This is a genomic window from Sorangium sp. So ce381, assembly GCF_051473845.1.
GTDB classification, from domain to species: domain Bacteria; phylum Myxococcota_A; class Polyangia; order Polyangiales; family Polyangiaceae; genus Sorangium; species Sorangium atrum.
Genome location: NZ_CP150336.1, coordinates 2,801,264 through 2,814,991 on the forward strand (window position 1 = coordinate 2,801,264; position 13,728 = coordinate 2,814,991).

Consider the following 13,728-nt stretch of genomic DNA (forward strand, 5'->3'; position numbering starts at 1 on the left):
CGACGCTACCGTGCGTTCCGCCTGGAATCACCCGCGGGCGTCCCCCGCATCACCCCGTGAACCCCGCGAGCCCCTCGACGAGCCGATCGAGATCCGCGCGGCTGTGCCGCTCGGTCACGGCGACGAGCAGCTCGTCCCGCCGCCGCGCGTCGATCCGCCCGAGATCGAGCCCCGCGATGATCCCTTGCTCCGCCAGCGCCCGCGTGAGCCTCCCCGCGTCCCCGCCGCGGACCTTCACGACGAACTCGTGGAACGTCGGCGCCGCCATCGGCAGCGAGTACCCGTCGAGCCGCGCGATCTCCCGCTTCAGGTGCTCGGCCTTCGAGAGGCACTGCTTCGCCGCCTCCACGAACCCGCGCTTGCCGAGCATACACATCCGCATCGTGACCGCCGTCGCGCAGAGGCCGCTGTTCGTGCAGATGTTGCTCGTCGCCCGCTCGCGGCGGATGTGCTGCTCGCGCGTCGCGAGCGTCAGCACGTACCCGCGGGTCCCGTGCTTGTCGACCGTCTCGCCGACAAGCCGGCCGGGCACCTGCTGGAGGTACTTGCGGTCGTTCCGGCACGCGAACAGCCCGACGTTGGGGCCGCCGTACTGCGGCGGCAGCCCGAGCGGCTGGCCCTCCGCCACCGCGATGTCGGCGCCGAGCGCGCCCGGCGACTCGAGCAGCGCGAGCGCGTACGGGTCCAGGGTGACCGTGATCAGCAGCGCGCCCTTCTGGTGGCACACCTCGGCCACCTTCCGGATGTCGCCAACGACACCGAAGAAATTCGGATAGCCGACCACCACGCAGGCGGTCGTCTCGTCGATCGCCCGCGTCAGCGCCTCGACGTCCGCCGTGCCGTCGCGGCCGACGTCGACGCCGACCAGCGACGCCTTGCCGGTCCCGATGCCGTGCACGTACGTCTCGACCGTGCCGACATAGTCGGGGTGCACGCCCCCGGACAGCACCGTGCGCTCGCGCCCCGTCAGCCGGCGGGCCATCAGCACGGCCTCCGCGAGCGCGCTCGCGCCGTCGTACATCGACGCGTTGGCGATCGGCAGCCCGAGGATCTCGCTCACGATCGTCTGGAACTCGAAGATCACCTGGAGCGTGCCCTGGGAGACCTCGGGCTGGTACGGCGTGTACGCGGTGTAGAACTCGCTGCGGAGCAGCAGCTGATCGGCGGCCGGCGGGAAATGGTGCTCGTAGGCGCCGGCACCCAGGAACGAGAGCATGCGCCCTGCGCGGTTCTTCTGGGCGAGCTCCTCGAGGTGCCGCATGAGCGAGGCCTCGTCGAGCGAAGGCTCCATCGAGAGCGGGCGCGTGAGGCGCGCCTCCTTCGGGATCGCGCTGTAGAGCTCCTCGAGCGACGACAGGCCGACGGCCTGCAGCATCTCGCTGATTTCCTCGGGCGTGTGGGGCAGGTAGCGCATGGTCTTGTGCAGCGGGAAGCAGGAAGGGTGATGCGGAATGCGGAGGGGCGCGGCGCTCAGTGCGCCGCGGTCTTCAGGAGCTCACTGTACGCGTCGGGATCCATGAGCGTGCCGAGCTCGCCCTCGTCCGAGGGCACGACCTCGATCATCCACGCCTTGCCGTAGCAGTCGTCGTTGACCAGCTCGGGGCGGTTCTCGAGATCCCCGTTGACGCGCTGGACCTTGCCGCTCACCGGCGCGAACAGATCGCTCAGCGTCTTGACGCTCTCGATCGTGCCGAACGCCGTGCCCGCGGTGATCGTGTCGCCCGGCTTCACGTCGAGGTTGACCAGCGTGATGTCGCCGAGCTGCTCGACCGCGAAGGCGGTGATCCCGATCACGATGAGATCGTTCTCCTGCTTGGCCCACTCGTGGTCCTTCGTGTACCGCCGGTCCGTTCGGACATTGTCGCTCGCCATGTGACTTCTTCTCCCTTTGCCAACCTGAGTCTCTGGTCGCCGCGCACGGTCGCTCGGATCAGCCCGCCGCGGCGCGCCTCGGCGCGGGTCAGGCCCGCTTGTAGAACGGGGTCTTGACCACGACCGCCTCGACCGTGCGCCCGCGGCAGTCCACCTGGAAGGCGGTCCCGATCGCCGCCATCGGCGCCGGCAGGTAGCCGAGCCCGATGTTCTTGCCGACGGTCGGCCCCGGGCTGCCGCTCGTGCAGACGCCGACCTTCGCGCCGCTCACGTCGAGCAGCGGGTAGCCGTGGCGCGCGATGCCGCGGCCCGTCATCTCGAAGCCGACCAGCTTGCGCGCGGGGCCCTCGTCCTTGATGCGCTGGAGCGCGGCGCGGCCCACGAAATCGCCCTTGTCGAGCTTCACCACCCAGCCGAGGCCCGCCTCGATGGGGTTCGTCGTCTCGTCGATGTCGTTGCCGTACAGCGACAGGCGCGCCTCCAGGCGGAGCGTGTCGCGCGCGCCGAGGCCCGTCGCCTCGAGGCCGAGCGGACCGCCGAGCTCGACGAGCGCGCGCCAGAGCCGCTGCGCGTCGGACGGCGAGCAGAAGATCTCGATGCCGTCCTCGCCCGTGTAGCCGGTGCGGGCCACGGTGCAGCGCACGTTGGCGAGGGTCGCGTCGCGGAAGTGGAACGGCGCGAGCTCGCGCAGCGCAGGGCCGTCGCCGCCCGCGAGCGCGACGATGTCGAGCGCCTTCGGCCCCTGGAGCGCCATCATCGCCGTGCGATCCGACGCGTCCTCGAAGCTGCAGTGGCCCTGCGCCGCGCCCCGGATGTGGGCGGCGATCTTGTCGCGGTTCGACGCGTTGCAGACGATGAGCCACTGCCGCGCGTCGATCCGGTACACGATGAGGTCGTCGAGGATCGTTCCGGCCTCGTTGCACGCGCACGTGTAGAGCGCGTGTCCGTCCTCCAGCTTCTTCACGTCGTTCGTGACGAGGTAGTCGACCACCTGTCCGGAGTGCTCGCCGCTCAGGATGATCTCGCCCATGTGCGAGACGTCGAACAGCCCGGCGGCGGAGCGCACCGCCTTGTGCTCTTCGGTGACGCCTTTGTACTGGACCGGCATCTCCCAGCCGGCGAACGGGACCATGCGGCCGCCGAGCTTGATGTGCTCGTCGTAGAGCGGCGTCCTTCGGAGCGGAGCGGTGGGGAGCGGCTTGGTCGACACGGCCGCGATCTACTTCGAAAGGTCGTAGATGTCGACTGGCGCAGCGGCCCCCGCGGCGCGGGAGGTCGAGGCCGCCGCTGTCGCGCTCACTCGAGGCGGGTGGGATCGATCACCTTGCCGTCCGGCGTGAGCCCGCTGCGGCGCCAGCGCTCCTCGACCGACAGGCCCTGCTCCGCAGGCGGCCGGGTCTCATCGCGGACGACGAGCTCCGAGGTGTGCGCGCGCGAGACGACCTCGATCCGGATCATCCGCTGCGGCGCGCTCTTCACGGTGGCGCGCGAGAAGATCGTCTTCGCAGGGCCGGTCTCGACATTTCCGGCGAGGACGCGCGTGCGCACGTAATTCGCCACCCGCTCGGCAGGGATTTCCCCGATGGCGAAGACGGCATCGGAGAAGCGCGCGCGCACCTTCATGCGGCGCGGGATGGGCAGGCCGAACGCCTGCTCGGCCCCCTCGGCGAGCTCGCCCGGCAGCGCCTGGTCGACCGGCGGCTTCGGGGCCGCGGCCTCGCTCGCCTGCGGCGCCGGCGCCGGCCCGCCGGCGTCGCTGCGGCAGGCGGGCGCGGCCGAAGCACACGCGACGAGCGCGGTGAGCGCGCCTGCGGCGCGCGACAGGCCGGCTCGTGTCATTCGATGAGGGTGGCCCACGAGTCGATCTTAACGACCTTGCGCGGCCGCTGCAGCGTCCTCGTGCTCGTTCGCGTCGCGCCCCCCTGGGCGTCCGCGTCGCCCGCGGCGCCGGTGTGGAACACGAGCTGGTACTCGGGCGGGGTGGACTGCCGGACGATCGTCTGCGGGCCGAAGTACGGATCGGTGTAGTTCTCCGTCTCCGTGCAGGTCGGCTTCTGGGTCACGGCCACGCCGAAGACGATCGTGCCCGGCGACTGCAGCTCGAAGTGCTCGGGAGGCGCGAGCGGATCGACGACGAGGCAAGCGTTCGGGTACGCGGCCGGCGTCCCCGCCGCGCCGAGCAGGTAGTCGACGCCCCAGATCGCGCCGCGCCCGTCCGCGCACGCGTAGGTCCCGGGCGCGACGGGCGTGAACGTCGCGAAGTACGCGCAGCCGTTGAAGAGGGAGATGGGCCCGGTCACGCGCTGGCCGCCCGTGAACGGGACGACCCAGTTCTCGCTGAAGCGGAGGCTGCTGTTGTGCGGGCGCTCGGTGATCGACCAGACCCGCGTCTCGATGGTGCCGCTGGCCGTGAACGCCTCCTGATCGCCGGTGGAGAACAGGATGACCTTGTTGCCGAGCGGATCGGTGCTCACGATGGGCGTCGTCTGGATCGGCTGGCTCTTCGCTGCGGTGTCGGTCGGGAACGAGTACGCGTCCCAGGCGAGGTCCACGGTCCAGTTGTCCGGGTTGGTGCTCGTCAGGCTGACGCGCCAGAGCGTCCCGTCGGCGTCGCCGACGTAGATGCGCTCGGCGACCTCGCCGACGCCCGCCGGGAACGGCACGGGGACGCCGGTGATCGGCGAGTCGAAGTCGACCTGCGTGGTCCGCGAGCCGATCCCGCCGGGGGCCTCGTCGACGCGGCCCCGGAACGTGCGGATGATCTCGCCCGTGTCGAGCCGGACGATCGTGAGCGAGCGCGACGGGCCGACGGGGCCGCCGCTGCCCGCGCTGCCCCAGCACCGGACCGAGTCGCGGACCGCCAGGGTGCCCGTCGGATAGAAGAGCGGGTGCGTCGTGTTCTGCCGGTTGCACGCGGGCTGGCTCGTGTCGAGCGGAGCAGAGCCGCCGGGCAGGATAGCGACCGCGATCTCCTTGATCTGACCGCCGGATTCCATCTCCACCATGCCGATCGCCGGCGTCGGCGCCGCGTCGCCGAACAGTGGGTTGCCGGCGTTGTCCGTGGAGAGCTGCCAGAGGAACCGCGGAGCACGGGGGTTCGTCACGTCGAGCGCGTAGTAGAAGCTGCCGCCCGCGCCGCCGCTGGCGAGGAGCACGGTGCTCCAGGTCGCGTTGGCGCTGCTCACCTGCGCCGACGTGCGCTCGAAGACGACGTTCTTCACGACGGGCGCGCCGTCGAGCAGCAGCGATTGCTGATTGAACGTCGCGAGCAGCCGGGGGAGCACGTGGGGCGGCAGGAACGACCAGAGCTCGTTGTTCTCGACCTTGTCCACCTTGAGCACGTCCGCCGTGTTCGCCGCGGTCACCTGGAAGGCGTGCAGCTGCCCGTCGGTGGTCGCCGTGTAGAGCACGAGCGGTCGGGCCTTCTGATCGGGGTGCTCCGCGAAGGCCCGGTAGGACTCGTCAGGGATGTAGTCGTTCGGCGGCCCCACGACGACCGGTGTGGAGTGATAGATGCTGCCGAGCTCGTTGCCGTCGCGCGAGGCGACGCCCGAAGGCATCGGCTCGCCGACCTCCCACTCGATGAGGCGCCGGGCGCAGTCGCCGGCGTTGGTCGCCTGCAGCCCGCCCGAGCACTGCGGCGGGATCGCCGCGCTGGGATCGAGGTCGAGAGCGCGGGACACGCTGGAGAACGCGCTCGCGAAGGTCGACCCCGGCGCGAGCGCGCCGCCGTTGGTCATCGTGCCCGTGTAGCTGCCCAGCCCGTCCGTGGCGACGGTGGCGGGGCGGATGCTCCGGCTCGACCAGATGCGTTGCGCGGTGGTGTCGAGGTCGCCGATCACGGTGAAGAACCGCCGCGGCTGCCCGGTGTTCGAGTTGACGTTGGCCGCGAAGTCATCGCCCTTGCCGGGATCGATGTCCTCCAGCTGCGTCGTCATGACGCCGCTCACGGCCTCGCAGACGAAGCGCTTGCGCTCGAGGTTGCCGCTCCAGAGCGAGCCGTCCGGCGGCGGGCTGAACGAGGAGGCGAACTGGTAGGCGACCCCCGCGGCGGTGCTCCCGGTGTTCGCGGTCGTGGCCGCGTTGGCGAAGACGGGGAGGGTGCGGCTCGTCGAGTTCGCGGCGATCTGCGCGAAGATCCGCGACATCACCGCGGAGAGCTCGTTGGCGTCGTTCGGGAAGTAGCCGCGGTCGGTCCCGCCCTCGATGGCGATGCGCGAGAGCGTGCAGCACGCCTTGAGCGCGCCGGACGCGCCGTCGCAGCGCCCTCCCGCCAGGAAATCGGACGAGGAGATCGTCGAGCAGTCGACGCCCGCCTCCGTGGAGAGGCCGAACCCCACGGTATAGGTCGGCACGCGCCGGTTCGGGTTGACGTGCGTGTTGAGCGAGTGCGCGATGACCTGCGGCTCCTCGTAGGGACAGCCCGTCAATTCGGGGCCGGGGCCGGGCCCCTGCGCGCAGCTCGGGCGCAGGTCGAGGTTCGGCTCGCCGTCGGAGATCAGCACGATCGACGTCTTGCGGCAGCCGCCGCTGATGAACGGATCGTCGCGCGGCCCGAGCGGCCGGCTCTTCCAGGTCGAGGCCTCGTTCAGGATGTAGTCGCGCGCGTCGGACAGCATCCCGGCGAGCGGCGTCGCGCCGTAGGGGCGCGCCGCGATGAGCGCGTTCTGGATGCTCTCGTTCACGCTGCGGATCTCGGTGGTGTCCGCCGTGTAGGTCGGGAAGGGGATGAGCGGCCCTTCCCAGAGCGGCGCGGACGGGTTCCTGGCGCCGACCTCCATGTCCGCGGCAGCGCAGGCGGGCGGGTTGCCCCGCGCCGGGTATCCCGCGCCGCTCTCGAACCCGAGGAAGTAGCTCCACATCCCCTCGATGCCGCCCACCGGATCGGGAGCGCCGGAGAGGAGCCCGGTGCTCGCGTCCGGGAGCGTGTCGAACGTCATGAGCGAGAACCGGATCCGATCCTGATAGACGTCGAGCAGGCCGGCGTTGAGCTGCGTGAACGGCGTCGTACAAGGAGTGGCCGCGTTGTCCCAGCGGTGCTCTCCCACCAGATCGTAGGTCGCCCCCGGGCCCTTCGTGCAGTGGCCCGAGATCATGCGGTGGAACGGGATGTAGTAGTTCCTGTCGTAGGGCGGCTCTCCCCCGAGGCTGAACTCGTTGACGAACGCGGCGCCCGTGCGGGGCTGCGCGACGCAGCTGAAGTTCTGGATCGGGCCCGTGAGCGACTCGACGAGCTTCGTCCAGCGGCTCTTCAGGGCCTCGGAGGCGGGGGGAGTGCCCGGGTTGCAGTCCGGCTCTCCGCCCGCCACCGTCTTCTCCATCGAGCCCGACGTGTCGACAAGCAAGAGCACGTTGGGCAGCGGCGGCTCCACATCCATCGCCTGCGCGCGTGCGCGCCCCGCGACGAGGCCGAGCGTCGCCGCGGAGCTCATGGTGACAAGGACCTTCGTCAGGTTTCGCATCGTGCGCTCCGGTTCGTCACTTCGAGCAAAGGATATCGGCAACGACGGACATGGATTCCTGGCTGCCCGCCGTCGCGATGGCAGAGCCGCCGGGCCAGGCGATGAGACGCGCGCTCATGGTGACCGTGCAGTAATCGACGCTCACCGGGTTCGGGCCGCCCATGTCGCTGCCGGCGCGGTTCCCTATCGCAGGCCTTATCTTATCAGTGATCTCCACCTTGGCGATCCACTGGACGGCGGCGCGACCAAGGCTCCCGGGCGTCTCCGGCGGGCCGGCCGTGGGTGGCTCCAGGAGCGGCTCTGCCGCGCCGAACGTGTGCGGCAGGAGCGGCCAGCACTCGTTGGTGGCGACCGAGCAGGTCGTCGACCTGGGGATCATCTCCAGGCCTCCCTTCTGCTCGATCTCGGCGATCGCCAGCTGCATCGCGTACTCGGTGAGGTAGTGGGTCTGCGTCATCCGGCGCTCGTGGCCGCTGGCGATGGTCGACAGCGTGGCCGCGTGGGCCGCGAACAGGCCGATGGCGGTGAGCATCGTGATGACCAGCACGACGATGAAGACGGCGGCGCCCCGCTCGCGGGAGCGCCGGCGGGACCGGGCGATGCTTGCGTTCACCATTGGACGTAGGCCTGGTTGGGGAGCGCGATGTCGGCGTAGAGCGTGCGCATCCGGGCATAGACAGGCGGCGATCCCGAGGGCGCCGTGTTCCCATAGGTGTTGGCGCTGGCGACGATGCCGGGGATCAGGAACCTGAGCCTGCGGCCATCCGGGCCCACGGGGACGGGGAGACCGACGTCGCGATCGGGCGCCCGGGTGCGGGTCGAGAGCCGGACCTGGACCGCCCGCACGCGCTGCGGCGTGCCGGGCGGTCCAGCATCGATCGCGGCGGCGGCGCTGTACACGAGCGCGTTGTCGGTCGCCATGATGGGATACCGCGTGATCTGCGGATTGGTCACTCCAGGGGTGGTGCTCTCCTGCGCGACGGAGATGCCGAACTTCAGATCGACGGCGTACTCCGCGATGAGCTCGAGCGTGTCCGGGAGCTCCACATCGTTCTCGTTGAGCTCGACCCGCACGAGCTCGGTGCGGCCGTTGTCGCCGGTGAGCGCCGGCGTGACAGGCGCCACGAGAGGGTCGTAGGCCGTCCCCTTGCCGGCGAGGCTCCGGATGTCGTAGCGGACGCGCGAGACGACGTTCACCCATCCTCCGTCGCCGGTGGAGCCGCCGGGGGTCACGCCGCAATCGGCGAGCCCGACAAGCGTCGGCAGGCCGGGATCAGCCTTCAGCGTGATGCGGATCTCGAGGGGCGGATCGCCGACCACGTTGACCTGATCGATGACGCCATACAGGAACTTCTCCTGACCGCGGACCATGATGCGCAGGAAGCGGTGGGGAGCGAAGATCTGGGTCAGGCTCTGCCCGCCGCCCCGCGCGCGCTCCAGCGTGCGCTGCACGGCGGTGCTGCTCGGGTTGAGCTCGACGATCCAGTCGCCCGACTCATCGCTGATCTTCCTGAACTCGAACAGCTCGGTGCTGTTCAAGCTGCCGCCGATGATGATGGAGTCGGGGTGCAGCCCGTTGGCGATGCTCTGGCTGAGCTCCGTCCCGTGGAGGAACTCCGACCCTTGACGCAAGATCGAGATCCCGGCGAGCCGCCGCAGGCCGACCGGCGAGGCCGGGACCTGACAGACCTCCGGGTCCAGGAGGATGTTGGGCGACGAGAGATAGCCCGCGCGCTGCAGGTCCGCGGTGAGCCGGTTCATCCCGATCGTCGCCGCGAGGTGCGAGGCGGAGGCCCTCGCCTCGTTCTGGAAGAAGCGCGTCGCGTTCTTCGAGAGCAGGAAGGCCGCCAGCGACACGACGAGGCCGGCCGCCATCGCCACGAGCAGCTCCACGAGCGTGAAGCCTCGCTGTCCTGAGGCGCCCGCTCGCACGCGGTGGGTGGTGCGTCGGCTCGTCGTCATCGCCTGTCCTCGCTCGTGTTCCGGAGCACGCCGGTCGTCAGGTAGACCGCGCCGAAGCGCCCCGGGTTCGCGTCGACGTCGAGCGGGTCGACCCCGCAGTCGATCGGGTTCCCGTTGCGCTCCCAGATGACGCGGATTTCGGCGCGGATGAGGCTGTCCCAGATCCGCGCGCTTGACACGGGATCGGTGAACTGGCTGAAGCGGACGTGCGTGCAGAACGCGGACGGCGACGCGTCGCCCGTGTAGATGTCGGCCCCGAGCACGTCAGCGCTCGGCGACCCGAGCGCGGCGATCTCCGTGGGGGTCACCTTCGTGAACGGGGCGGTGGCGCTGAGCGCGAGCCAGTCTGTATCGCTGCTGATGTCGGGCACCCGCATGGGATCGTTCCACTGGAGCGCGTCCACCCGCAGCCGCTCTGCCCAGGTCATGGCGATGCTGTTGGCGATCGCGAGGTTGCGCGCGTTCGTGTTGCTGATGAGCGTCGCCTTCTGCAGCGCGAGCACGCCGGTGGCGCCGATCGCGAGCACGCCGAGCGCCGCCATGACCTCGATGAGCGTGTAGCCGCGGCTCGCCGCCCTCCTCGCACGCGCCGCGCTCACAGCCCGAGCCTCGCGACGCCGTTCGGCGGGACGAAGACCGAGCGCAGGAGGCCGGTCCTCGTGTTGGTCACGTTGACCCGGAGCGCGCCGAGCAGCGGCGCGAACCCCGTGCTGGGGTCGTAGCGGACGAACGTCCGCCCGCGCGGCGTGAAGCAGACGTCGGCGTCGGCGCGCGCCGTGCCGGTGGGATCGAGCAGCTGCATCGACGCCAGCTCGACGCCCTCGGTGTGGAACGTCGTGACCGGCTCGGTCTCGGCCGCGTTCATCCAGTCGACGACGCTGAGGCAGCTCTTCGCGATCATCGGGCCGGCGGCGGTGCTATCGACCTGCGCCTGCCGCACCTGGAACTCGCCCGTCGAGGCGGTCCACCGCACGAGGACCGCCGTCCCGCGCCCGATCGCCTGGTAGCGCGCGAGCCGGTAGATGCCGCTGATCTCCATCGCCGTGCGGTTCACGCGGCGATCGCGCATGCCGCTCACGAAGCTCGGCGACGCCGCGGCCGCCAGGATGCCGATGAGGACCACCACCGCGAGCAGCTCCGGCAGGGTGAAGCCGCGCGCGCCACGGCGGCGCAGCGCGCGCTGCCCCGGAGAGCAAGCCCGCGGCCTTTCGGAATCACGAGGAGGACGTCGCGAACAGGAGGTAGGGCGCACCAAAGCCTCGGCAAAGGCAAGCTGCATGCCCTCGACGGGATGCGCTAAGCCATTGAATTTCATGGTGAATCTCTCAAAGCGATTCGCCGCGGGCGCTAACGATTGCGGCGCTATGAAAAAAGGTGCAAGGCGAACGGGCCATGCGATTCCCGCCTGAAAGGTGTTCACCGAGAGGCCCATTGGACCACAGCGCGTCAGCTCCGACTCGCACGACTCGCGCGAGCCGCGCGGCGCGCGCGTGCTCCGGGAGGCCGTTGCGCTCCCCTGCGTGGAGCTGCGCGCTGCTGGCCGGCGCGCTCGCGGCCGCGCTGTCTTCGGGCTGCAGCAAGAAGGAAGAGCCCCTCGGCGCGCCGCCGCCGCCCCCGCCGGCCGCGAAGCCGGCCGCCTGCGCCGGCGGCGGCGGGACGATCGGCGACGCGGCGAGCGCGCCGTTCTTCCCGCGCACGACGGGCGGATTCTGCCTCGACCCGAACGGCGGGGAGAAGACGTTCGGCGAATCGGCGCCCCTGCCGCTCGACAGCATCTGCGACATGTTCGACGGGGAGTGCGAGATCTACAAGGGATTCGGCGTGCGGCGGGTCGTCGAGGCGCGGTACGTGAGCGGCGAGGGCGGCTCCGCGACCGTCGACGTCCACCTCTCGAAATTCGGATCCACGGAGGGCGCTTACGGGATGTTCACGAAGCGCACCGTGGGCGACGGCGACCCCGCCGACGAGGCGACGCCGCGCCCGATCGAGGGGGGCGGCGCGGCCGCGATGGGGGTCGGGAACGCGTACCTCTGGCGCGGGCAGTACCTCGCCGAGATCACCTACAACGACGAGGCGCTGGCCGAGGCGGCGCTCAAGTCGTCGAGCGAGAAGGTCCTGCCTGGGCTCGTGAAGGAGATGGGCGCGAAGCTGCCCGGCGAGCCGTCGCTGCCGCCCGCCGCGGCGGCGCTGCCCAGGGACAACATGATCCCGCTCGGGATCCGCTACGAGACCAAGGACGTGCTCGGGGTGGATGGCGCTGGGCCCGGCGCGTTCGGCTACTACAAGGAGGTCGACAAGCGCTACCGGGTGGTCGCGGTCGTGCGCGGCGACGTCGACCAGGCCAAGGACGTGGTGTCGACGCTGGCGAAGCTGCCGGGCGCGGCCAGGGAGAAGGGCATCGGCGACGGCTCGGTGCGCCTCATGAGCAAGGACGGCGAGGGCTCCGCGACCGAGTGGGTGTTCGCGCGCGCCGACAAGACCGTCTACGGCATCGGCGACGAGGCCCGCGTGCTCCGCAACGGCATGACGGCCGACGAGCACGCCAAGCTGACGCTGACCAAGGAAGAGAAGACGGCGAGGCTGAAGAAGCTCGTCACCGCGCCCGCGCGCTGACCGCAGCGGGAGCGGTCGAGCCGCCCGGGGCTCGCGACGCTATGGCGCCGCGCGCCGCGCGCCGCGGCCCGGGCGGCGCCGTGCGCTCACTGCGTGCGGAGGATGACGTGGTAGCCGAAGGCCGTCTCGACGAGGTCGCTCACCTCGCCGACCTTGATCTTCTCGAGGCCCGCCTGGAACTCCGGGACCATCGCGCCCTTCGGGAACTTGCCGAGGTCGCCGCCGCGCTTGTCCGCGCCCGGCTCGTCCGAATACTCCTTCACGATGTCCGCGAACTTGCTCGGATCGGCCTTGGCCTTCGTCATGGCCTCGGTCGCGCGGGCCTTGGCTTCGTCCTTGGTGCGCTCGATGGTCGGGGGCGCTCGGCGGCTCCCCTTGTACATGACGAGCAGGTGCTTCGCGCCGAACATCTCCCTCGGCGCCTGCGCCGCCTGCGCAGGGCGGGGCGTGGGAGCGGGCGGCGGAGCGGCGGCGGTGGCGTGCTCGTGCTCGTCGGGCTCCGGGGCGACGGGGGCCGCGAGCCGGGCGAGCGGCGTCGTGTTGAACATGCCGAAGAAGCCGAGGAGGCCGATCAGCACGAGCGCGCTCAGCACGGCGTGCGGCGCCCACCAGTACGGATCTTCCGGCTCCGAGCCGTCGTCCTCTGCGTCGTCGTCGTCGTGCGCGTGGCCGTGGCCACGGCCGCGGGCCGCGGTGGCCTTCGCCTCTTCCTCCTCGCCGTCGTCGTTGCCTTCGTCGGCCGACCCGGCCTCGTCGTCGAGGTCCTCGTCGTCCTTGGCCCTGTCCTTCTCGCTCGTCTTGCTCATAAAGCTTCCCTGATCCGGGCCCCGGCCCTTAGCACGCGACCACGCCGGCCGTCAGCCGATCTCCGCCCACGCGCTCGTGAGCACCGGATCGGGGCGTTCCTTGACAGAGGTGACCACCGCGACCTTGCCGCCGGCCAGCGCCCAGCCCCGCGTGATGAGGGTGTCGCCCGGCCACACCGGCTTGCGGAACTGCGCGCCGTACGCCCGCAGCCGGCTCGCGTCGCCGCCCGCCGCCTTCTGGATGATCGCCCGCGCCGCGAAGCCGTACGTGCAGAGGCCGTGCAGGATGGGGCCTTGCGTGAAGCTCGCCTTCGCCGCGACCTCCGGATCGGCGTGCAGCGGGTTGTCGTCGCCCGAGAGCCGGTACAGCAGCGCCTGCTCGGGCGTCGTCGCCTGCTCGACGACCCAGTCCGGCTCGCGGTCCTTCGGCACGGGGGCCTCCGACTCGGCGTGCGGCGGGCGCGGCCCGCCGAAGCCGCCGACGCCGCGCACGATGATCGACCACACCGTGTCGAAGAGCGGCTCGCCGTCGAGCGTCGTCTTCGTCTCGACGATCACCTGCGCGAACTTCTTGAGGTCGTAGATGCCCGTCAGCGTGGCGGTCGTGAACAGCGTCCCACTCGTCGGGAGCGGGCGGTGCACCCGGAGCGTCTGCCCTCCGTGGACGATGAGCGCCAGCTCGGCCCCGGCCGCCTCGAGCGCCTCGAACACCGTCCCCTGGGAGGGGATCACGCCGAACGTCGGGTAGACCTTCATGCCGCCCGGCGTGCCCTCGTACAGGTACTCGAGCTCCTCGCGCTTGGCGCCGATCCCGAGCGCGTAGGTGGCCAGGGTCTTCCAGTTGAAGGTGAACGCGCTGGGCTGGGTCGTGTAGCCGACCTTCGAGAGATTCAGCGGCATCGGGGGCTCCTCGCAGGATGGAAACGGCCGGGCAGGCGTACCGACCTGGCGATGTCGCGTCAACTGCCGCCCGCCGAGCGGAGCGCGGCGTCACAGCGTGCGGCGCTGCCGGC

12 protein-coding genes are annotated in these 13,728 nt (G+C 70.8%); 1 reads left to right on the forward strand and 11 read right to left on the reverse strand.

What is annotated here, in order from left to right; genetic code table 11:
* Positions 1-49: 49 nt before the first annotated feature.
* The 9 genes from gcvPA to WMF29_RS10750 form a co-directional block, all read right to left on the reverse strand.
* Positions 50-1,414, reverse strand: coding sequence for an aminomethyl-transferring glycine dehydrogenase subunit GcvPA (gene gcvPA, locus WMF29_RS10710; RefSeq protein ID WP_437328744.1), 1,365 nt, complete (start codon positions 1,412-1,414; stop codon positions 50-52).
* A 56-nt stretch (positions 1,415-1,470) separates the two neighbouring features.
* The gene (gene gcvH, locus WMF29_RS10715) at positions 1,471-1,872 is read right to left on the reverse strand and encodes a glycine cleavage system protein GcvH (RefSeq protein WP_437328745.1); all 402 of its coding nucleotides are present in this window, start codon (positions 1,870-1,872) and stop codon (positions 1,471-1,473) included.
* A gap of 88 nt (positions 1,873-1,960) precedes the next feature.
* Positions 1,961-3,082, reverse strand: a complete 1,122-nt coding sequence (gene gcvT, locus WMF29_RS10720) for a glycine cleavage system aminomethyltransferase GcvT (protein WP_437328746.1) — start codon at positions 3,080-3,082, stop codon at positions 1,961-1,963.
* A gap of 86 nt (positions 3,083-3,168) precedes the next feature.
* Complete coding sequence (locus WMF29_RS10725) at positions 3,169-3,711, reverse strand: hypothetical protein (protein ID WP_437328747.1); 543 nt, start codon at positions 3,709-3,711, stop codon at positions 3,169-3,171.
* Entirely contained in the window at positions 3,708-7,334 is a 3,627-nt protein-coding gene (locus WMF29_RS10730; RefSeq protein ID WP_437328748.1) for a hypothetical protein, read from the reverse strand. The genes WMF29_RS10725 and WMF29_RS10730 overlap by 4 nt, the downstream gene beginning before the upstream one ends.
* A gap of 16 nt (positions 7,335-7,350) precedes the next feature.
* A complete protein-coding gene (locus WMF29_RS10735) occupies positions 7,351-7,950 on the reverse strand; it encodes a hypothetical protein (RefSeq protein ID WP_437328749.1) in 600 nt (199 codons plus the stop codon).
* Positions 7,944-9,296, reverse strand: a complete 1,353-nt coding sequence (locus WMF29_RS10740; RefSeq protein WP_437328750.1) for a PilW family protein — start codon at positions 9,294-9,296, stop codon at positions 7,944-7,946. The genes WMF29_RS10735 and WMF29_RS10740 overlap by 7 nt, the downstream gene beginning before the upstream one ends.
* Positions 9,293-9,895 (reverse strand): type IV pilus modification PilV family protein, encoded by a 603-nt coding sequence (locus WMF29_RS10745; protein ID WP_437328751.1) that lies wholly within the window; start codon positions 9,893-9,895, stop codon positions 9,293-9,295. Before WMF29_RS10745 ends, WMF29_RS10740 begins: the two co-directional genes overlap by 4 nt.
* Positions 9,892-10,728: a pilus assembly FimT family protein gene (locus WMF29_RS10750; RefSeq protein ID WP_437328752.1), complete on the reverse strand. Its 837-nt coding sequence runs from the start codon at positions 10,726-10,728 to the stop codon at positions 9,892-9,894. Before WMF29_RS10750 ends, WMF29_RS10745 begins: the two co-directional genes overlap by 4 nt.
* Before the next feature lie 74 nt (positions 10,729-10,802).
* Between WMF29_RS10750 and WMF29_RS10755 the strand changes: the two genes are divergently transcribed.
* Complete coding sequence (locus WMF29_RS10755; RefSeq protein ID WP_437328753.1) at positions 10,803-11,909, forward strand: DUF6599 family protein; 1,107 nt, start codon at positions 10,803-10,805, stop codon at positions 11,907-11,909.
* 86 nt (positions 11,910-11,995) lie between these two features.
* Here the strand turns inward: WMF29_RS10755 and WMF29_RS10760 are convergent, their stop codons facing one another.
* Together WMF29_RS10760 and WMF29_RS10765 are read right to left on the reverse strand one after the other, a co-directional pair.
* On the reverse strand, positions 11,996-12,715 hold the full coding sequence (locus WMF29_RS10760; RefSeq protein WP_437328754.1) for a peptidylprolyl isomerase: 720 nt from the start codon (positions 12,713-12,715) through the stop codon (positions 11,996-11,998).
* 51 nt (positions 12,716-12,766) lie between these two features.
* Positions 12,767-13,615 carry a MaoC/PaaZ C-terminal domain-containing protein gene (locus tag WMF29_RS10765; RefSeq protein WP_272101706.1) on the reverse strand — a complete coding sequence of 283 codons (849 nt, stop codon included), beginning with the start codon at positions 13,613-13,615 and terminating at the stop codon, positions 12,767-12,769.
* Positions 13,616-13,728 lie beyond the last annotated feature (113 nt).